The organism is Pseudomonas fluorescens (assembly GCF_902497745.1).
Classification (GTDB): domain Bacteria; phylum Pseudomonadota; class Gammaproteobacteria; order Pseudomonadales; family Pseudomonadaceae; genus Aquipseudomonas; species Aquipseudomonas fluorescens_BM.
This window is the reverse complement of the sequence record NZ_CABVHJ010000002.1, coordinates 507,366-524,283: the sequence shown is the minus strand read 5'-3', so window position 1 is coordinate 524,283 and position 16,918 is coordinate 507,366. Positions and strand designations below refer to the sequence as shown.

Here is a 16,918-nt window from a genome sequence, read left to right as displayed (position 1 = left end):
TGTAGTGGTCTAATGAAACCGGACACCCATTTAGGCGAGAATGCTCGCCAGATCGAGGTGTCAGATGACTAAACAACGCCGCTCCTTTACTCCTGAATTCAAGCGCGAGGCTGCCGACCTTGTGCTCAAACAAAACTACAGCTACATCGAAGCCAGCCGTTCACTCGGCATTGGTGAATCGGCATTGCGCCGCTGGGTTGACCAGATTCAGAAAGAACATAAAGGCGTCACCCCGCAGAGCAAGGCACTGACTCCGGAACAGCAAAAAATTCAGGAGCTGGAAGCCCGGATTGCTCGGCTTGAGCGAGAGAAATCAATACTAAAAAAGGCTACCGCGCTCTTGATGTCGGAAGATCACGAGCGTTCGCGCTGATTGACCAGTTGAGGGCACATGAGCCGGTTGATTGGCTGTGCAAGGTGTTTGACGTCACTCGCTCGTGTTACTACGCCCAGCGCCTGCGGCGCCGCACGCCCGATGTTGAACGGCTTCGATTGCGTAGTCGCGTCAGTGAGCTGTTCTCGCAAAGTCGCAGCTCTGCGGGCAGTCGCAGCATCCTGTCGCTGATGCGTGAAGACGGTGAGCAACTCGGTCGATTCAAAGTGCGTAGCTTGATGCGCGAGCTTGATTTAGTCAGCAAACAACCCGGCTCCCATGCCTACAAACGAGCAACAGTAGAAAGACTGGATATCCCGAACACATTGAACCGCGAGTTCGACGTGCCAGCGCCCAATCAAGTCTGGTGCGGCGATATCACCTACATTTGGGCGCAAGGAAAGTGGCATTACCTGGCTGTCGTCCTGGATCTTTGTACGCGTCGGATCGTGGGCTGGGCGCTGTCGGAAAAGCCAGACGCTGAGCTGGTGATCAAAGCGCTGGATATGGCTTACGAGCAGCGTGGCAGGCCTTCGGATCTGCTATTCCACTCGGACCAGGGATCGCAATATGCAAGCCGACTCTTTCGCCAGCGGTTGTGGCGATACCGCATGCGCCAGAGCATGAGTCGACGAGGAAACTGCTGGGATAACGCACCGATGGAGCGCGTATTTCGCAGCTTGAAAACAGAATGGATACCGACCGTGGGCTATCGAACTGCGCAGGAAGCACAGCGCGATATCAGCCATTTTTTGATGCATCGCTACAACTGGATTCGGCCTCACCAATTCAACGATGGGTTGGCGCCAGCGCGGGCCGAGGAAAAACTTAACGTCGTGTCCGGGATTAGTTGACCACCACATACACACGCCAAGCCTCGGCATTCGCCGGGGCTTTTTCGCTTTTTGAGCTTTCGGTGCAGAGCCACGACTATGTGCCGGGTGTCTCCGCTCGGAAGCGTGAAAATGAAACCTGATTGATCCGCGCCACTTATTCGATAGTTTCAATTTGTGGCGCTACGGATGCGTCATTCTTGATCACCGGTTCTGATTCTAGAGGGTGATGCTGTTAGGATGGCCACTACCAAAATCAACGTTTAGAGGGATCTTATGCAGTCGTTTTTGTCGAAAACTTTTGGTGGGCTGACCCCCAGCTACTACATCCGGCAGCTCATTTTTGGTTCGTTGTTTACAATTCTGATTATGTCGGTCGCTGCCAATAGCCCAACCGGCCTGATGGGTAAGCCTGGGCTGATTGTGATGTCGGTCATCTGTACGCTGCTGTATCCATACTCTCGGTTCGTATATGAGAGCGTTGTAGGCTACGTGATGGGCGGGAACGTATTCTTCGTCAACGCCATCCTTATGCTGATGGTGAAAGGGTTCACGATGGCGATGTGCTGGTCGTTTGCAATTTTCATTGCACCGATTGGCCTGGCGTATCTCTACTGGCACAACAGCCGACAGGTTTCTTGAGTGCGAAGCCCAGCCACTGAGCTGGGCTTTTTTATGGTCGCGATTCTACTTGTGATGCTTGAAGTAGTAGTTCATCGCGTCAGAGACGGGTTCGTTGAACTCAACCTGAATCAAGTCTTCGCCTCGCTGCTTCAAACGGTAGAAGTTCAGCCCGCCCTGAAAGATGACCTCGGTGTCCCTTGATTCTCTACTCAGTGAGTCAAGCAACTCGCCCACAGTGATTTTTCGTCCTTCGTTCATAGCGCACTCCCGATAATTGAGGCGCTATTTTGTCATGCCTAAAAAAGCAGCGTTTCGCATGATTGCCGTGACTGTCACGGTAGTCCAGCACCTTTCTGAGCCTCGGCATTTGCCGAGGCTTTTTCGTTTTCGGTTCCACCACACCCATCGCTCCGAGCTGGGAGTGCTGCTGGAGCCGGATCTATTCCCGGCACTACCGGGCCTCGGCCGGGAGTGGCCTATGAGAGTCTCCAATATGTCCGAACCTGGTCCACTCACCGCCGCTGGTGGTATTGCACTGTACAAGTTGGGCGCCTTTGGCTTCATTGCTGTGCTCGCCGCAGTTGTCGTAATGGCGATGACACTCCCGAAGACGGTGCGTGAGTTCTGCGTCGCGATGATCAGCACCACAGTCTCCAGCATTTGTGGTGGTGCCTTCGTTGTGCGCTGGTTGGGTATTGGCGACTGGGCAAACGACGACGTGGGGCTCATTGCTATCGGGGGCTTGATCTTTGTGTGTGGTTTGCCTGCATGGGTATTGGTCCGCGCTTGGTTCAGGTGGGCAGAGGCACGCAAGGACAAGGATCTGGGGCAGCTTATGCAGGACATGGCGGATCTACGCAAAGATCTTAAGGGGTAGTAAGTCAGACGCCAGCGACTGAGTTCAAGGCGGCAACAGAGATGACTGTTTCCGCGCTCGTCGCCGGCGTTACTGCTCTATGTCAATTGGACGGATCGATCTCCCGGACGTGAGTTACGAGCGTGGAAGCGAAGAAACCGTGTTGATTTACGGCTTGAAGAACTTCATCCGGCTTGATGCCGGTGGGAAGTTTGTCGAAGTCGCTATCGATTTGGTTGGGCCGATCCAAGCCCTTTAGAAAGCCCTGCTTTATGCCTGTGAGCTGATTGATGTCTGTGCCGCGCTCCACGATCAGAAGTTTCTCAAGCGCCTGATCGCGGTAGATATCGAGTTGCATTTCTAAGTCCTTTTTATGAGGGCGTCGGAGTGATGCCTCCCAACCAGAGCTGTTATCACGATCAGTCCATTTTTCACAACCCGCGTCCTTGCGGGCTTTTTCGTCAATGAGGCGCACCAATGAGCCAGACCACGCACACAGTGTTTATCCCTGATCGTTTTTTGCCTGCTCGCATTGCAGATGACAGCCGCGAGTCGCGGGGGCTCAAGGATGAACGCTTTCTCGCGGTCTTTCAGCGTCAAACCGTTGAGAGCAAGTGTTTCGAAACTGTGGAGCTGCAGGCCAAGGATCGTAAGCAGGCAGTGGATGAGGCCTCTTTGCTATGGCGTCAACGGGACGGCTTCTACACCGTTGATTACACCGTGGTTGAGCTTGATTGTGGGGAGTGTCGGCCGTGCAAACCGGCGTGGATCACCTGTGTAGCTATGGCTTGGGAGCGAGTACTCAATGAGTAGCTCAAGCTGCACGAGCAGCGTTGCACCGTTCTGGCGCCGAAAACCGCCGGGGACCCTGGGCCTTTTCGAAGGGTACGGGGTCGGAAACCCGCGGGAAAGCGTTAGCCACAGGGCTGGAAAGTTAGTTGACAGTGGTTGACAGGTTGACAAGAAATTCTGTGTTTCCAGCGACAGGGTTCGCGTGATCCAAACAGTGTTTTGTAGTGAAGTAACCCCCGGTTCTATTGGGCTGTATAGCCTTTTCATGCCTGTTCATTTTCTTAAACAGCAACCCCGGCGCAATGGTCGGAAGGTCTGTCAACTAAGCCGGGTTAGTTGACAGGCTTAACAAGCCACGACGATGGAGGCCGCATGGCTTTTGTAACTCGCAAGGAGTACTGCGAGCTGAAGGGGTGGTCGAGGCAGTACGTCGGCAAGCTGGTCAAGAATGAACGACTGGTTCTGAACGCTGCCGGGAAGATTGATGTGGAGGCCAGCGAGAAGCTTCTGGCCATGACGAGCGACCCGAGCAAGGCCGCCGTCGCCGCTCGACATGAGCGCAATCGCCCGAAGCGGGGTGATCAGCCACCGCTGGAAATAGTCATCGCAGACTTTGTAGATGACCCCTCTGGTCAGGTACCCGACTTTCAAAAGTCACGCGCGCTTCGTGAGCACTACCTGTCGCTTCAGGAAAAAAACAACTTCCTTAAAGCCCAAGGCACCTTGGTAGAGCGCAAAGCGGTCGAAGATGCGGCCTATAACGCCGGTCGCTTACTGCGCGATCTTTTGCTTGGAATGGCGCCACAGCTATCGCCTGAACTGGCCTCGCTGTCTGATCCATGGCAAATCGAAAAGCGTCTGACGGCGGCTTTACGACAAACACTGGAAGATGCTGAGCGGCTGTCAGCAGCAGATCTACAACAAGCCATTACCCCGAGCTAAACCTATGTCCTTAGAAATGTCGAACGGTGCGACGGTGTACCGCGAAGCGTATTTCCGTGGGCAGCGACCAGAGCCAGATGTCTGGATTGACCAGTGGGCCGACGAGTACATGCGCATTCCGCGCGACACGGGTGCGGCCGAGCCTGGTCAATACCACACTTCGCGCACCCCTTATGCGCGTGAGCCGATGCGCTGTCTGTCACCAGCCCACCCGTGCAAACGCGTGGTGACTATGGTGGCTTCGCAGTTGATGAAAACGCAGATCGCCTTGAACTGGATCGGCGGCCTGATCCACATGGCCCCGTCCAACATCCTGACGTTGTTGCCCAGCCTTGGGTTGGCCAAGCGGGTATCTTCGCGGATTGGTAAAACCATCAAGGCTACGCCGGTTCTGCGTGAGCGCGTGGCGTCCAACCGCTCGCGAGATGCGCGCAACACCATGGACACGAAGGAGTTCGAGGGTGGTTCGCTGTACATCACCACGGCCGGTTCTGCGGCCAACCTGGCGGAGCTTTCCGCACGCTACATCTACGGCGACGAGGTTGATCGCTGGAGTGTGGACGTGGGCGAAGAGGGCGACCCGGTCGAACTGGCCGAGACTCGCGGTAGTACTTTCGGCCGTAACGCAAAATTTTACTTTTCCAGTTCGCCCACGGTCAGGGGGGCGTCCCGGATCGCTGATCTGTTTGAGGTCAGCGATCAGCGTTACTACTACGTGCCGTGCCCAACCTGTGAACACATGCAGGTTCTGGAGTGGGAGCGTTTGCATTACTCGGCGGATTTTCAGGTTGTGCATTACCAGTGTGCCGGCCCCGACTGCGACGTACTGATCGAGGAACGCTATAAGGGCGAGATGCTGGCGAAAGGGGAGTGGCGAGCACACACCCAGGGCGATGGCGAAACCATTGGTTTTAACTTGAATGCGTTGTACTCGCCGCCCGGCTGGACTGGTTGGGCCTCGTTGGCCAAGCAATTCGAGAAGGCTAAAAAGGCTCAGGCCAAAGGTGATCTGGAGCCGATGCAGGTGTTTTATAACACTCGTCTGGCCAAGGTCTGGGATAGCGCTCAGGAGCAAACCTCGGCCGATGTGCTGAGGGATCGGGCGCGGCTGGAAAACTACGGGCTTGGCTCAATGCCCGACGGCGTGTTGATGCTGACCGCTTCTGTTGACACCCAAGCCAACCGCCTGGAACTGATGGTGATGGGTTGGGGCGCTGGCATGGAGCGCTGGGTGGTCGACTTTCAAGTGATCTCCGGCGACCCCGCCGATGAGCGCACCTGGGCGGCGCTGGACGAGTTACTCAAGGCTCGTTACCGACACCCTTGTGGTGCTGAGCTGATGATCATGGCTACTGCGGTCGACTCCGGTGGTAACCACACGGATGAGGTCTATCAGTTCTGTCGTATGCGCCGCTGGCGCAGCGTGTTCGCCATCAAGGGGGCGAGCAAGCGGGGCCGGCCGGTGATCGCGCAGCGACCTTCGATGGTCGACGTGACATGGAAGGGCCTGACTGAACGGCATGGCGCCGAGCTTTGGATTGTCGGTACCGACACGGCGAAGGACTGGATCTATAACCGCTATGTATTCGACACCGGCCCGGGAGCGCTGCACTTTGCCAACGACCTGCCGGATGACTTTTTCGCCCAGTGCGTGGCTGAGCGCAAAGTCACCCGTTACGTCAGGGGGCATAAACGCATCGAATGGACCAAGGGCAAATCCGAGCGTAACGAAGCGCTCGATCTGTTGGTTTACAACCTCGCCATGGCCCATTACCTCGGCATCAATCGCTACCAGGATCACGATTGGGCGCGGATTCGGCAGGCGGTCAACGAGTCGGTTTCGGGCGATAGCAGCCAACCCGTTCAGAGCGAACGGCTCAGCCGGCCAGTCGTAACACCGGCAGCACCGCAGGCGCCGCAACCAGCCGTGAAATCACGTCCGGCAGCCGCTCCCCCACAACGCCGCAGTTCCACCAGTGGCTACCTGAAGAGACGCTGATATGTCATTTACGAAAAAGCACCTCGACGCGGTTGAGACGGCCATTGCTCGCGGTGAGAAAACTGTGCGCTACACCGACCGTACCGTGGAATACCGCACGGTCGATGAGCTGCTCAAGGCGCGCGAAGAAATACGCTCGTCGCTGGCCAGCGCCGCCGGTCCACGTTCGCGCGTGGTTCGCCTTTATCACGGGGGCAGGGGACTTTAATGGCCCGACATTTTCCGACGTTGACCCGTAACGGCTTTGTGCTGCCGTCCAACATCAAGGCCAGTTACGAAGGCGCTGGTGAAGGCCGCCGATCCGCTAACTGGGACGCTCCCGACAACGGGATCAACAGCATCAACACCCCGGCACTGCGCAATTTGCGGTCGCGCTCCCGGGCAGCGGTTCGCAATGACCCGTATGCCTTCAACGTCATCGACAAGCGCGTCAGCAACCTGATCGGCACCGGCATCACCCCTCGGCCAGCGACCGATGATGATGCCCTGCGCAAGCTGCTGCAGGAGCTGTGGAGCGATTGGGTTGATGAGTCTGATGCGGATGACCGCACCGACTTTTACGGCCAGCAGGCGCTGGTGGCGCGCACGGTGGAAACATCGGGCGAGTGCTTCGTCCGATTGCGTCCTCGCAGTCGGGACGAAGGTTTGGCGGTTCCGCTGCAGTTGCAGATCCTGGCGCCGGAGTTCGTGCCGCACGACAAATTCGAGAGCACCAAGAACGGCAACGTCATCCGAGCCGGCATCGAGTTCACGCCCGGCGGCAAGCGGGTAGCGTATTGGATGTATCTGTCGCACCCGCGTGATGCGGCCTCGTTGAACGCCGGCTACAACCAGCTAGTGCGCGTCCCGGCCACGCAGGTGCTGCACATCTTCGAACCGGTCGAACCTGGCCAGTTGCGCGGTGTGCCGCGCTTGTCGCCGGTTCTGAAACGGCTACGCAGTTTGGACAACTACGACGACGCGGTGCTGTTCCGTCAGGAGGTGGCCAACCTGTTTGCCGGCTTCATCACTCGCCCCCCGCCGGAATCGGGACCCATGCCGCGCGACCCGGTTACCGGTGCGCCACTGGTTACGGATCGCGATGGTTTTACGCCGATGGTCGCGCTCGAACCCGGCACCATGCAGGAACTCGGTCCGGGCGAAGAGGTGGAATTTTCCAAACCGCCGGACGCGGGCAACAACTACCCGGACTTCATGCGTCAGCAGTTGATGGCTGCAGCGGCGGGTAGCGGTACGCCTTACGAGATCCTCACCGGCGACATGCGCGGCATCAACGATCGAGCGCTGCGGGTGGTACTCAACGAGTTTCGGCGTCGCCTGGAACAACTGCAGTTCAGCGTGTACGTGCATCAACTCTGCCGCCCGGTGCGGGCCGCGTGGATGGACATGGCGGTGCTGTCGGGTGTTCTGGTGCTGGACGATTACGCACAGAAGCGCCGCCAGTACCTTCGCACTCGCTGGGTACCGCAAGGCTGGGCCTATATCCAGCCGGTTCAAGACGTGCAAGCAAGAGCGATGGAGGTGAGAGCCGGTTTTTCGTCGCGCAGCGAGATGGTCCTGCGTACTGGCTACGACGCCGAAACGGTCGATCTGGAAAACGCCGCCGATCTGAAGCGGGCCACAGAGCTGGGCCTCAACTACAACACCCTGGATGCCGTCGAAGACACCGACGACAAGGAGCAACCATGAGCAAGAGCGCGAAACCGCGTATTTACAACCGCGCCGGCAAACGCGTCGAGGTCAAGGACAAGACCTGGTACGCCGTTCATGCCAGCGGCGAGTCCACCGAGCGAGTGATCGAAGTCTTTGTCTATGGCGAGATCGGCGCGTGGGGCATCACTGCCAATCAGTTCGTGCAGGATCTGCGCGCCATGGATGATGGTGTGTCGCCGGTGGTCGCCGCGTTCAACAGTATCGGCGGTGACCTGTTCGACGGTCTGGCCATGCACAACGCGCTGTCGCGGCTGGGCGAGCGCTGCACCGGCCGGATCGATGCACTGGCCGCGAGTGCGGCCAGTGTGGCCGTGTGCGGCGCACACCGCGTAGTAATCGCGGCCAACGCCATGTTGATGATTCACAACCCATACACCTATACAGGCGGTAGCGCTGAGGACTTCCGCCGGGTTGCTGATGTATTGGATCAGACCTTGGAGGCGATCATCGCGGCCTATAAGGCCAAGGCGCCCGACATTGATGACGCCGAACTGCGGCGAATGGTTGATGCTGAAACTTGGCTGACCGCCAACGAAGCGGTGGCGTTGGGGCTGGCCGATGAAGTGGGCGACGGCGTCAAGGTCAAAGCCTGTCTCGGTCATGGCGCGGTGCTGCAACGATTCCAGAACGCGCCGGCTGATTTGCTGGCCCAGCTCGACGAGGCACCCGAACCGGATCCGGATCTTGATCCTGTCGAACCGCCGCTGGTGCCGCCTGTAGTCGACTCGACCAAGTTGGCATTGCTGGTCAGTCAGCGCTGCACGGCGGCGGGCATCAGCAACCTGGTCGAGCCGCTGCTTAAGTCCACCCAGCTTGAAAGTGAAGAGGTCGTTTTAGCCGGTCTGGCACGCGCCAAGGCGGTAAACGACCTCTGCGTGGCCGCGCGGTTGCCGGAATTCAGCGCCGAGTATGTCGCGGCAGGTCTGGACGAGGCGGCGGTGCGGGCGCGTCTGTTCGACAAGATTGTCACCAGCGGTAAGGGCTTTGAAATCGACAACAGTTTGCCGCTGGCGGACGATCTGGCGCCCAAGGTGCTGGCCAAACAACCTGACCCCAACTCGATTTGGGCTGCTCGCCAAGCGGCCCAAACTGGAACCGCGCAAAGCGCGAAAGGAGCACGAGCATGAACATCAAACAGGAACCGATGCACGCAGGTGAATTCCTGCTTTCCGAAGGCGCCGGCACCATTTCGCGTGAAGCGATCAACGTCGCGGCCGGTTCAGAGTTGTGGCCGGGACAAGTCCTCGGGCTGGTGACCGCCTCCGGCGAATTCGCACCGTACAACCCAACGGCTGAGGACGGCACCGAAAACGCCGTCGCCATTCTGTACGGCCCGCTGGGCGAATCCGATGTGGTGCGTCGCGGTCGCGCCGTGGTGCGGTTGGCCGAGGTCAGTGAAGCGCATTTGACCGGCCTCGATCTGGCCGCCGAGAAAGCACTCGCCACCCATTTCGTGATCGTCCGCTAAATCGATCCTTTTTTTGTATGCATCCCGCCGCGTGCGGGATTTTTCGTTTCTGGAGAGTATCCATGGCCGATATCGCCATTTTTGAAGACGAAGCGTTTACCGTTACCTCGCTGACTGCTGCACTCAATGATCAACCCTACCTGCCGGGCCGCATCAGCGCCCTGGGCCTGTTCCGCGAGGAAGGCATTACCACCCTGACCGTGCAGATTGAAAAGGACGGTGACTCCCTGGCACTGGTGCCGGCCGGTGAGCGCGGTGGTTCTGGCCTGGTGGTTGCTGCGAGCAAGCGCAACCTGATCCCGTTCAACACCGTGCACCTGCCTGAGCGCTTCACGATCAAGGCGGATGAGATCCAAGGCATCCGCGCCTTCGGCACTCGCACCGAGCTGCAGGCGGTTCAGGATGTGGTCAATGCACGTCTGGCAAAGGCGCGTCGTCAGTTGGACGCGACGCATGAGTTCCAGCGCATGGGCGCACTCAACGGCCAGATCCTCGACGCTGATGGTTCGACGGTGCTGCTGGACTTGTATGAGCGCTTCGGTGTGCAGCGTCAGAAGATGTCCATGGGGCTGACCAAGGCCGATACCGAGCTGCGGGTCATGTGCGGTGAGGCGCTGGACATGCAGGAGGATGCGCTGGGTAGCGTGACCAGTACCGGTTCGCGCGCTTTCTGCGGCAAGAACTTCTGGAACAAGCTGATTGTTCACAAGTCGGTCAAAGAGACCTACCTCAACAGTCAGCAAGCGGCAGCGCTGCGTGGCGACGCCCGGGAAAGCTTCGAGTTCGGCGGCATCATCTGGGAGCGCTACCGTGGCAAGGTCGCCGGCGTGTCTTTTGTCCATGACGACAAGGCGCTGCTGGTTCCGGAAGGCGTGCCCGATCTGTACATCTCGGTGTTTGCACCTGCCGACTACATGGAAACGGTCAACACCCAGGGCATTCCGTACTACAGCATGATCGAGCCGCTGCCCTTCAACAAAGGCATGGCAGGTGAGGCGCAGTCGAACCCCCTGCATCTTTGCACTCGACCGCGCGCCCAGATCCTGCTGGAACTCTGACCGTGGGCTTTCGCGATCTGATCGCCGAGGTTGACGCGGTGGTGTTCGAAACGCTGGGCGACACCGCAAGGATCGAGGGTCGCGAAGAGCCAGTGCTCGGCATGTTTGCCGCGCCCTGGCTGCAACCCAAGTTCGGCAAGCTCAATACCGGGTTGCGCGAGCCTCGCTTCGAGATCCGCGTCAGCGATTCGCAAGGTCTGGAACAGGGCATGCTGGTCAGCGTTGACCTGCCTGCCTTGGATGGCGGCGGTGACTATGACCTGATCCAGCTCGAACCGAGCGGTGACGGGCTGGTCGCCCTGATTCTGAGGTTGCGGCCGTGAGCGTCGGCAGCTATTTCAAACCCTCGGCCGGGGGCGGGATGATCTCTATCCAGTCCTCGGCCGCAGATTTTCAGGCGTTCCAGGACTTTGCCAAGGTGGTGCCGAAAGCGGCTGCTGCGGCGCATCGGCGCGCGATCAACAAGACGTTGGGACGGTTGCGCACGCACATCGCCCGAGCCGTCAGCCGGTCAGAGCGCATTGCCGTAGCAGCGGTGCGTCAGCGGTTGCGCAGCTATCCAGTTTCTGGCGGTGCCGCGAGCGGCAAACTGTGGTTCGGGTTGAACACCATCGAATCCAGCCGGATCGGCCGGGCGCGGCAGACCGGAAGCGGTGTGTCGGTGGCGGGGCGGCGTTACGAAGGTGCCTTTCTCAAGAAGGTCTACGGCAACAAGCCCGACATCTGGATCCGCACAGCCAGCAAGCATTTCAACGCGGACGACTACCCGGACAGCACGGTGTCCCCCGGTCGCGGGCCGAGTTCGGGTTGGGTCGCCGAAAACGGAAGTCGTTTCCCGCTGGCCAAGGCCAAGGTGTCGCTGGAGCAAGCCCGGCCGCATTTCGACAGCTGGGTCAAAAAGGCAGACGAGATCCTGTTGGCGATTCTCAAACAAGAACTCAACTTTGAGCTGCAGAAATACCTTAAGAGGATCGGCAATGTCTGAAGAACCGTTCAGCCTGGACCAGCTTTATCGGGCGGTAGAACAGCATCTGCGTACCCACTTGCCTGGCGTGCAGGCCGTCACAGCCTGGCCAGACATTAAGGATCGCGTGTTGCTGCCAGCGGTGTTTCTGGAGGTGGCCGAGATCGAGCCGGGTACCGATATCGGCACCGGCGAAACCTCGCTGGTGTGCAAGTTCGAGGCTCGGATCATTGTTGACCCGATCAAGGCGCACCATCATCAACAGGTCGTGCAATTGGCGACGCAGTTGGCGGTGTTGCTGCGTTCGCAAACGTGGGGGCTAGCAGTTGAACCCGCCGAGTTTGTGCAATCGCTGCAGGATTTTACCCAGCCGCACCTGGATGGATACACGGTGTGGCTGGTGGAGTGGACTCAGCAAGTCTATCTCGGCCCGGAGGAATGGCTCTGGCCCGACGAACCGCCGGGCATGTTGCTCATTGGATTCAACAACGACGCCAAAGAGGACTTTGTCCCTGCGGAGGATGTGTGAGTGGCTACGCGAGCGCCCAGCACGACCGGATGCTCGCCGGCGTGGTCAAGGCTTGCTATGTGGTCGCGCTGGATCTGTCCGCTTCGCCGCCGGTGTGTCGGGTGTCCGATGGCAGTGATTGGGTCAGCGCCTGGGTGCGCTGGCACAGCATCGCGGCGGGCAAGGCCAGGCATTGGCGGGCGCCGTCCATGGGCGAGCAGGGCAGTTTGATCAGTCCCAGCGGTGACGTGTCACAAGGCACGTTTGTCCCGGGCTTGTATGGCAATGCCGGGCCGCCGCCAGATAATCGCGACCATGTCGAGGTCTGGCGTTTTGATGATGGCGGCTCGCTGGTCTACGACTGGCAGGCCAAGTCTTACACCATCACCCTGCCGAGTGGCACGGTGGCGATCAAGGTCGGCGGCACGGGCGTCGTCGTTACGGATAACGCGGTAACGGTGAAGTCGGGAACGATTGATCTTGAAGCGACCGTGAATATCAAAGGGCCTGTCAATATCGACGGCGCGTTATCCGTAACGGGCAACATCGACGGCGCTGGCAACATCATGGCCGTCGGCAGCAGCGACAACCACCACAAGCATTAACCCAAACATTCATCCAGCCCGCCAAGTGCGGGCTTTTTCATGCCTGGAGAACCACATGGCCAAGATCGATATGACCTCAACCGATGCGCAAACGTCCTCGGAACCGGCATTGTCATCCTCAACTTACTCATCGCCGGAGTCCTTGAAATTCCGCGACAAGCTCTACACGTCGCGACTGGTGATCGTGCCCGGTACTGACCGTTCCTATCCGGTGGAGAAGGCGACGGTCGTGGTGCCGGCCTCCGACATCGAGGCGGTCAAGTTCCTGAAAGCCAGCGAAGAATACGAGCCGTTCAAGGAGTGATATCGATGATCGGAATGGATCGCCAGACCGGCCTACCCATATCCGGCATCGAGCACCTGCGGCAATCCATTGCCGACATCTTGAGCACGCCGCTGGGCAGTCGCCGGCACCGCATGGAGTACGGCAGCAAGCTGCGGCGGTTTGTCGATTTGCCCGTTAACGAGGGCTGGAAAAGCGCCGTACAGGCTGAGGTCGCCCGCGCTTTGGGGCGCTGGGAGCCACGTTTGAAGCTCGACCAGGTGCGTGTCCTTTCCGTCATTGGTGGGCGAATCAATCTGCAAATCGTCGGGAAGTACCTGGGCGACGGCGTCACGTTGGAGGTGGCTGCATGAGTACCGTTGATCTGTCGTCGCTGCCGGCGCCGACCGTGCTGGAACCTCTGGACTTCGAAGAGGTTTATCAGGACGGTTTAGGCGTCTTTCGCGGGTACATGGGTGGCAACTGGACGGCCGCGCTGGAAAGCGATCCCGTGGTCAAAGTGCTTGAGGCCGGGGCCTACAACAAGGTCGGCAACCGCGCCCGGGTCAATGACGCCGGCAAGGCGCTATTGCTGGCGCACGCCATTCGCGGCGACCTCGATCACTTGGGTGCCAACGTCAATCTGCAGCGCCTGGTCATTCAGGCCGAGGATCTGCTGGCGGTGCCGCCGGTGCCCAAGGTCATGGAAGACGACGACCCGTTTCGCGAACGCATCCAGTTAGCCTATGAGGGTTTGACCACAGCCGGCCCACGTAACAGCTACATCCTGCATGCGCGTAACGCTTCTGGGCTGGTGGCAGACGCCACGGCCGAAAGCCCGGCACCTTGCTACGTTACGGTAACGGTGCTGGGGTTTGATGGGGAGGGTGAAGCGCCGCCGGAGCTGCTGGCGACGGTGGCCGCTGCGCTGAATGACGATGACGTGCGCCCGGTCGGTGATCGTGTGACCGTGCAGAGCGCGCAGGTGATCCGCTACGAGATTGACGCCATCTTGCACATGGCTGGCGCCGGCCCCGAAGCAGATGCGAGTTTGGCCGAGGCGAAAAGTCGATTGGCAGCCTGGATCAATCCACGCAAGCGGCTGGGCGTCGAGGTCGCCCGCTCCGCTGTTGACGCTCAGTTGCACGTTGCCGGCGTTGCCCGGGTTGAGTTGGTCGGGTGGCAGGATCTGGCCCCGACCAAGGCGCAGGCGGCGTTCTGTACGCGCTACAACGTGAGGCTGGCGGGATGATATGAAGAGTCTACTGCCGCTCAACAGCACGCAACTGGAACGGGCCATGGAGGCCGCGTTTTTCGAAAAGACGATTGTCCCGCTGCGCGACCTCTACAACCCCGACACCTGCCCGGTGCATCTGCTGCCGCATCTGGCGTGGGCGTGGTCGGTCGATCGCTGGGACTACCGATGGTCTGAGGCGACCAAGCGCGCGGCCATCAAGGCGTCTTTCTACATCCACAAGCACAAGGGCACCATCGGCGCGCTGCGCCGCGTGGTCGAGCCGCTGGGCTACCTGATCGAGATTGTCGAGTGGTTCCAGACGGTGCCCGAGGGTGTGCCGGGCACCTTCGCGCTGAAGGTGGGCGTTCTCGATACCGGTATCACCGAGGAAATGTATCAGGAGTTAGAGCGCCTGATTGACGATGCCAAACCCGTTACCCGGCAACTGACCGGGCTGGCGATCAGCCTGGAAACCCAAGGAAACTTAGATATCGCCTTATCCCTCTACGACGGCGACGAAATCGACGTTTACCCACCCGTCATGCGTGACATCGAGGTCACCGGCAGCTTTGGCGTGGTCGGCCGCGAACACACCATAGACACCCTGGACGTTTATTATGATTGATGCGAACTCGCAGTTTTTCGCGATCCTCACGAACGTGGGGATGGCCAAGCAGGCGAATGCCGACGCGCTCGGCATTCCTTGGAAACTCACCGAAATGGGCGTGGGGGATGCCAACCCGAACGGGCTGGCGGATCCGCCTAATCCGATTCCGTCGGCCGATCAAACCAAGCTGATCAACGAGTGGCGCCGCAAGCCGCTCAACAAACTGAAGATCGACCCGGTTAACCCGGCGGTGATCATCGCCGAGCAAATCATTCCCGCCGATGAGGGCGGTAAGTGGCTCCGCGAAATCGGCCTATACGATGCGGACGGCGATCTGGTGGCGGTGGCCAACTGCGCGCCAAGCTTCAAGCCGCTGCTGTCGCAAGGCTCTGGCCGCACGCAAGTCGTGCGCATGAACTTTGTGGTCAGCAACACCGGAAATATCACGCTCAAGATTGACCCGTCGGTGGTGCTGGCGACGCGTGAGTATGTCGACGCAAAGATTCTGGAAGAGTTGTACAAGCTCGACAGCAAGCAGTCGGTGCGGGTTGCGACCACGGCCAACATTGCGTTGACGGGGCTTCAGTCCATTGATGGCGTGGCGCTGGCTGCTGGTGATCGGGTGTTGGTAAAAAACCAGAACGCCGCCAAGGACAATGGCATTTGGGTTGCGGCGGCGGCCGGCTGGTCGCGTGCGGTAGATGCTGACTCAAGTACAGAGGTGACGTCGGCGTTGCTGGTGTCGGTTGAGCAGGGTGCTATGTTGGCCGACACCCGTTGGCAATTGATCACTGACGGGGTGATTGTGCTGGGCACTACGGCGTTGACGTTCCAGAACGTGACGCAAGGCTTCGCACCGATCAACTCGCCGGCGTTGGTCAATCCAACGGCCAACACCCCGGCGCAGTTTGATGCCAGCCAAAAGCTCGCTACGACTGAGTTTGCACAGCGCGCGCAGGGCAATTTTGTTGGGCGTGTCGATATCGCGGCGTTGCCGGCGACATTGAGTGCTGCGGCCGCTGGCCATCGCATCGTTCTCGCAGCGTCTGGGACGTTGACCCTGCCGCCTGTTAATTCGGTGCCCACTGGCGCCAATTTCTTTCTATTCAACACGACGCCGGGCGTGGTCAATCTTGTCCGACAGGGCGCAGACGTCATTAGCGCAATGTCCGTTAATTCCCTGACCTCTATCCCCCTTCAGTCCCTGTCTACCATCCAGATCACGGCAGGTAATGGACAGTGGGTTGTTGAAAGCGGCATGTCTGCTCTGAAATATGCGCCTGAGTTTGGTAGCTTTTTGGGGGCTAATGGCTACCAGCGATTACCCTCGGGGTTGATCGAGCAATGGGGCGCTGTCTCTGTTCAAGACAATACTGAGCAGACCGTTCTTCTTTCGACTGCGTTCCCGAACGCGATTCTCGGGGCTTTGGCGTCGGTCCCCAATGCGGGATCTGCGGGGCCGGGGGAGTTCTCTACTGCCGGGGCGAGAAAGAACGGCAGTAGCCTCAACAGCATTTTGGTGAACTCGAACTCGGGGCCGACCGTTTCTGTAATGCCTGTCGTTTTCTGGCGCGCGTGGGGGTATTGATCGTGATTTTCTTTAGTGCGTCTGAGCTTGGGTTCTATGACAGCGTCATTGTTGAGGCGATTCCAGAGGATGGAGTGGAAGTTTCTCTAGAGCATCGTCGCGCAATTCTCGATGGGCAGTCTGCCGGCATGGTCGTCGCTGCGGACGAGTCCGGCGGCCCTATCCTGATTGATCGGCCGGCGCCAAGCGCTGAGATTCAGGCCGCTGCTGAGCGTGTTTGGCGCGATCGGCAACTGGCGTTTACTGATCCTCTGGTTTCACGCCATCGCGACGAAGTCGAGGAGGGCGCGTCGACCTCGATTACGCCCGAGCAATACGCCGAGCTGCAAGGCTACCGCCGTCTGTTGCGCGACTGGCCGCAAGGCGAGCAATTCCCGCTCGCCGAACACCGGCCGCCGGCGCCGACCTGGCTGTCAGCACAACCCAACTAAACGCCCCGCACTGACGGGGCGTTTTCTTTTCCGTTACGCGTAACACGAACACCCTCAC

Annotated in this window: 23 protein-coding genes; 21 read left to right on the top strand and 2 right to left on the bottom strand. The window is 59.3% G+C overall.

The window, feature by feature from the left end:
* Positions 1–64 precede the first annotated feature (64 nt).
* Both F8N44_RS05090 and F8N44_RS05085 read left to right on the top strand, forming a co-directional pair.
* Positions 65–1,227, top strand: a protein-coding gene (locus F8N44_RS05090) for an IS3 family transposase (protein ID WP_109627876.1) whose coding sequence is annotated in 2 segments (ribosomal slippage) — positions 65–320 and positions 320–1,227 — 1,164 coding nt in all. Because the reading frame shifts where the segments join, the coding sequence is not laid out codon by codon here.
* A gap of 255 nt (positions 1,228–1,482) precedes the next feature.
* A complete protein-coding gene (locus tag F8N44_RS05085) occupies positions 1,483–1,848 on the top strand; it encodes a hypothetical protein (RefSeq protein WP_150649565.1) in 366 nt (121 codons plus the stop codon).
* A gap of 45 nt (positions 1,849–1,893) precedes the next feature.
* Here the strand turns inward: F8N44_RS05085 and F8N44_RS05080 are convergent, their stop codons facing one another.
* Complete coding sequence (locus F8N44_RS05080) at positions 1,894–2,088, bottom strand: hypothetical protein (RefSeq protein WP_150649564.1); 195 nt, start codon at positions 2,086–2,088, stop codon at positions 1,894–1,896.
* A 34-nt stretch (positions 2,089–2,122) separates the two neighbouring features.
* Between F8N44_RS05080 and F8N44_RS05075 the strand changes: the two genes are divergently transcribed.
* Positions 2,123–2,707: a hypothetical protein gene (locus F8N44_RS05075; RefSeq protein WP_191630854.1), complete on the top strand. Its 585-nt coding sequence runs from the start codon at positions 2,123–2,125 to the stop codon at positions 2,705–2,707.
* A gap of 82 nt (positions 2,708–2,789) precedes the next feature.
* Here the strand turns inward: F8N44_RS05075 and F8N44_RS05070 are convergent, their stop codons facing one another.
* Positions 2,790–3,044 (bottom strand): hypothetical protein, encoded by a 255-nt coding sequence (locus F8N44_RS05070; RefSeq protein WP_150649563.1) that lies wholly within the window; start codon positions 3,042–3,044, stop codon positions 2,790–2,792.
* Positions 3,045–3,163: 119 nt separating this feature from the next.
* Here F8N44_RS05070 and F8N44_RS05065 point away from each other — a divergent pair, with 119 nt between their 5' ends.
* From F8N44_RS05065 to F8N44_RS04980, 18 genes are all read left to right on the top strand, one after another.
* On the top strand, positions 3,164–3,499 hold the full coding sequence (locus F8N44_RS05065; protein WP_150649562.1) for a hypothetical protein: 336 nt from the start codon (positions 3,164–3,166) through the stop codon (positions 3,497–3,499).
* A 351-nt stretch (positions 3,500–3,850) separates the two neighbouring features.
* The gene (locus tag F8N44_RS05060; RefSeq protein ID WP_150649561.1) at positions 3,851–4,420 is read left to right on the top strand and encodes a terminase small subunit; all 570 of its coding nucleotides are present in this window, start codon (positions 3,851–3,853) and stop codon (positions 4,418–4,420) included.
* 4 nt (positions 4,421–4,424) lie between these two features.
* On the top strand, positions 4,425–6,419 hold the full coding sequence (locus F8N44_RS05055; RefSeq protein ID WP_064390997.1) for a phage terminase large subunit family protein: 1,995 nt from the start codon (positions 4,425–4,427) through the stop codon (positions 6,417–6,419).
* Between the two features lies 1 nt (position 6,420).
* Positions 6,421–6,627: a phage head-tail joining protein gene (locus tag F8N44_RS05050; protein WP_064390998.1), complete on the top strand. Its 207-nt coding sequence runs from the start codon at positions 6,421–6,423 to the stop codon at positions 6,625–6,627.
* Positions 6,627–8,108 (top strand): phage portal protein, encoded by a 1,482-nt coding sequence (locus F8N44_RS05045; RefSeq protein WP_034155910.1) that lies wholly within the window; start codon positions 6,627–6,629, stop codon positions 8,106–8,108. Before F8N44_RS05050 ends, F8N44_RS05045 begins: the two co-directional genes overlap by 1 nt.
* Entirely contained in the window at positions 8,105–9,259 is a 1,155-nt protein-coding gene (locus F8N44_RS05040) for a head maturation protease, ClpP-related (protein ID WP_150649560.1), read from the top strand. Before F8N44_RS05045 ends, F8N44_RS05040 begins: the two co-directional genes overlap by 4 nt.
* The gene (locus F8N44_RS05035) at positions 9,256–9,600 is read left to right on the top strand and encodes a head decoration protein (RefSeq protein WP_137218943.1); all 345 of its coding nucleotides are present in this window, start codon (positions 9,256–9,258) and stop codon (positions 9,598–9,600) included. Before F8N44_RS05040 ends, F8N44_RS05035 begins: the two co-directional genes overlap by 4 nt.
* Before the next feature lie 62 nt (positions 9,601–9,662).
* Positions 9,663–10,658 (top strand): major capsid protein, encoded by a 996-nt coding sequence (locus tag F8N44_RS05030; protein WP_150649559.1) that lies wholly within the window; start codon positions 9,663–9,665, stop codon positions 10,656–10,658.
* Positions 10,659–10,660: 2 nt separating this feature from the next.
* Positions 10,661–10,981, top strand: coding sequence for a hypothetical protein (locus tag F8N44_RS05025; RefSeq protein WP_034155914.1), 321 nt, complete (start codon positions 10,661–10,663; stop codon positions 10,979–10,981).
* Positions 10,978–11,643, top strand: a complete 666-nt coding sequence (locus F8N44_RS05020; RefSeq protein ID WP_150649558.1) for a hypothetical protein — start codon at positions 10,978–10,980, stop codon at positions 11,641–11,643. The genes F8N44_RS05025 and F8N44_RS05020 overlap by 4 nt, the downstream gene beginning before the upstream one ends.
* Positions 11,636–12,151: a hypothetical protein gene (locus tag F8N44_RS05015; protein ID WP_150649557.1), complete on the top strand. Its 516-nt coding sequence runs from the start codon at positions 11,636–11,638 to the stop codon at positions 12,149–12,151. The genes F8N44_RS05020 and F8N44_RS05015 overlap by 8 nt, the downstream gene beginning before the upstream one ends.
* 29 nt (positions 12,152–12,180) lie before the next feature.
* Positions 12,181–12,735, top strand: a complete 555-nt coding sequence (locus F8N44_RS05010) for a phage baseplate assembly protein V (protein WP_150649587.1) — start codon at positions 12,181–12,183, stop codon at positions 12,733–12,735.
* A 55-nt stretch (positions 12,736–12,790) separates the two neighbouring features.
* Positions 12,791–13,039, top strand: a complete 249-nt coding sequence (locus tag F8N44_RS05005) for a hypothetical protein (RefSeq protein WP_034155917.1) — start codon at positions 12,791–12,793, stop codon at positions 13,037–13,039.
* Positions 13,040–13,044: 5 nt separating this feature from the next.
* A complete protein-coding gene (locus tag F8N44_RS05000; RefSeq protein ID WP_150649556.1) occupies positions 13,045–13,371 on the top strand; it encodes a GPW/gp25 family protein in 327 nt (108 codons plus the stop codon).
* Positions 13,368–14,249 (top strand): baseplate J/gp47 family protein, encoded by an 882-nt coding sequence (locus F8N44_RS04995; protein ID WP_150649555.1) that lies wholly within the window; start codon positions 13,368–13,370, stop codon positions 14,247–14,249. The genes F8N44_RS05000 and F8N44_RS04995 overlap by 4 nt, the downstream gene beginning before the upstream one ends.
* 1 nt (position 14,250) lies before the next feature.
* Positions 14,251–14,859 carry a phage tail protein I gene (locus F8N44_RS04990; protein WP_150649554.1) on the top strand — a complete coding sequence of 203 codons (609 nt, stop codon included), beginning with the start codon at positions 14,251–14,253 and terminating at the stop codon, positions 14,857–14,859.
* Positions 14,852–16,429, top strand: coding sequence for a phage tail protein (locus tag F8N44_RS04985; protein ID WP_150649553.1), 1,578 nt, complete (start codon positions 14,852–14,854; stop codon positions 16,427–16,429). Before F8N44_RS04990 ends, F8N44_RS04985 begins: the two co-directional genes overlap by 8 nt.
* A 74-nt stretch (positions 16,430–16,503) precedes the next feature.
* A complete protein-coding gene (locus F8N44_RS04980) occupies positions 16,504–16,860 on the top strand; it encodes a phage tail assembly chaperone (RefSeq protein WP_224794732.1) in 357 nt (118 codons plus the stop codon).
* Positions 16,861–16,918: the final 58 nt, after the last annotated feature.

Bases quoted from the DNA above. Each gene is read 5' to 3' on its own strand.
- F8N44_RS05010 (WP_150649587.1), top strand. From the start codon at position 12,181: ATGCTCGCCGGCGTGGTCAAGGCTTGCTATGTGGTCGCGCTGGATCTG.
- F8N44_RS05005 (WP_034155917.1), top strand. From the start codon at position 12,791: ATGGCCAAGATCGATATGACCTCAACCGATGCGCAAACGTCCTCGGAA.
- F8N44_RS05035 (WP_137218943.1), top strand. From the start codon at position 9,256: ATGAACATCAAACAGGAACCGATGCACGCAGGTGAATTCCTGCTTTCC.
- F8N44_RS05000 (WP_150649556.1), top strand. From the start codon at position 13,045: ATGATCGGAATGGATCGCCAGACCGGCCTACCCATATCCGGCATCGAG.
- F8N44_RS05040 (WP_150649560.1), top strand. From the start codon at position 8,105: ATGAGCAAGAGCGCGAAACCGCGTATTTACAACCGCGCCGGCAAACGC.
- F8N44_RS05055 (WP_064390997.1), top strand. From the start codon at position 4,425: ATGTCCTTAGAAATGTCGAACGGTGCGACGGTGTACCGCGAAGCGTAT.
- F8N44_RS05080 (WP_150649564.1), bottom strand. From the start codon at position 2,088: ATGAACGAAGGACGAAAAATCACTGTGGGCGAGTTGCTTGACTCACTG.
- F8N44_RS05085 (WP_150649565.1), top strand. From the start codon at position 1,483: ATGCAGTCGTTTTTGTCGAAAACTTTTGGTGGGCTGACCCCCAGCTAC.
- F8N44_RS04990 (WP_150649554.1), top strand. From the start codon at position 14,251: ATGAAGAGTCTACTGCCGCTCAACAGCACGCAACTGGAACGGGCCATG.
- F8N44_RS05065 (WP_150649562.1), top strand. From the start codon at position 3,164: ATGAGCCAGACCACGCACACAGTGTTTATCCCTGATCGTTTTTTGCCT.
- F8N44_RS05070 (WP_150649563.1), bottom strand. From the start codon at position 3,044: ATGCAACTCGATATCTACCGCGATCAGGCGCTTGAGAAACTTCTGATC.
- F8N44_RS04985 (WP_150649553.1), top strand. From the start codon at position 14,852: ATGATTGATGCGAACTCGCAGTTTTTCGCGATCCTCACGAACGTGGGG.
- F8N44_RS05075 (WP_191630854.1), top strand. From the start codon at position 2,123: ATGCCTAAAAAAGCAGCGTTTCGCATGATTGCCGTGACTGTCACGGTA.
- F8N44_RS05060 (WP_150649561.1), top strand. From the start codon at position 3,851: ATGGCTTTTGTAACTCGCAAGGAGTACTGCGAGCTGAAGGGGTGGTCG.
- F8N44_RS04995 (WP_150649555.1), top strand. From the start codon at position 13,368: ATGAGTACCGTTGATCTGTCGTCGCTGCCGGCGCCGACCGTGCTGGAA.
- F8N44_RS05045 (WP_034155910.1), top strand. From the start codon at position 6,627: ATGGCCCGACATTTTCCGACGTTGACCCGTAACGGCTTTGTGCTGCCG.
- F8N44_RS05030 (WP_150649559.1), top strand. From the start codon at position 9,663: ATGGCCGATATCGCCATTTTTGAAGACGAAGCGTTTACCGTTACCTCG.
- F8N44_RS05015 (WP_150649557.1), top strand. From the start codon at position 11,636: ATGTCTGAAGAACCGTTCAGCCTGGACCAGCTTTATCGGGCGGTAGAA.
- F8N44_RS05050 (WP_064390998.1), top strand. From the start codon at position 6,421: ATGTCATTTACGAAAAAGCACCTCGACGCGGTTGAGACGGCCATTGCT.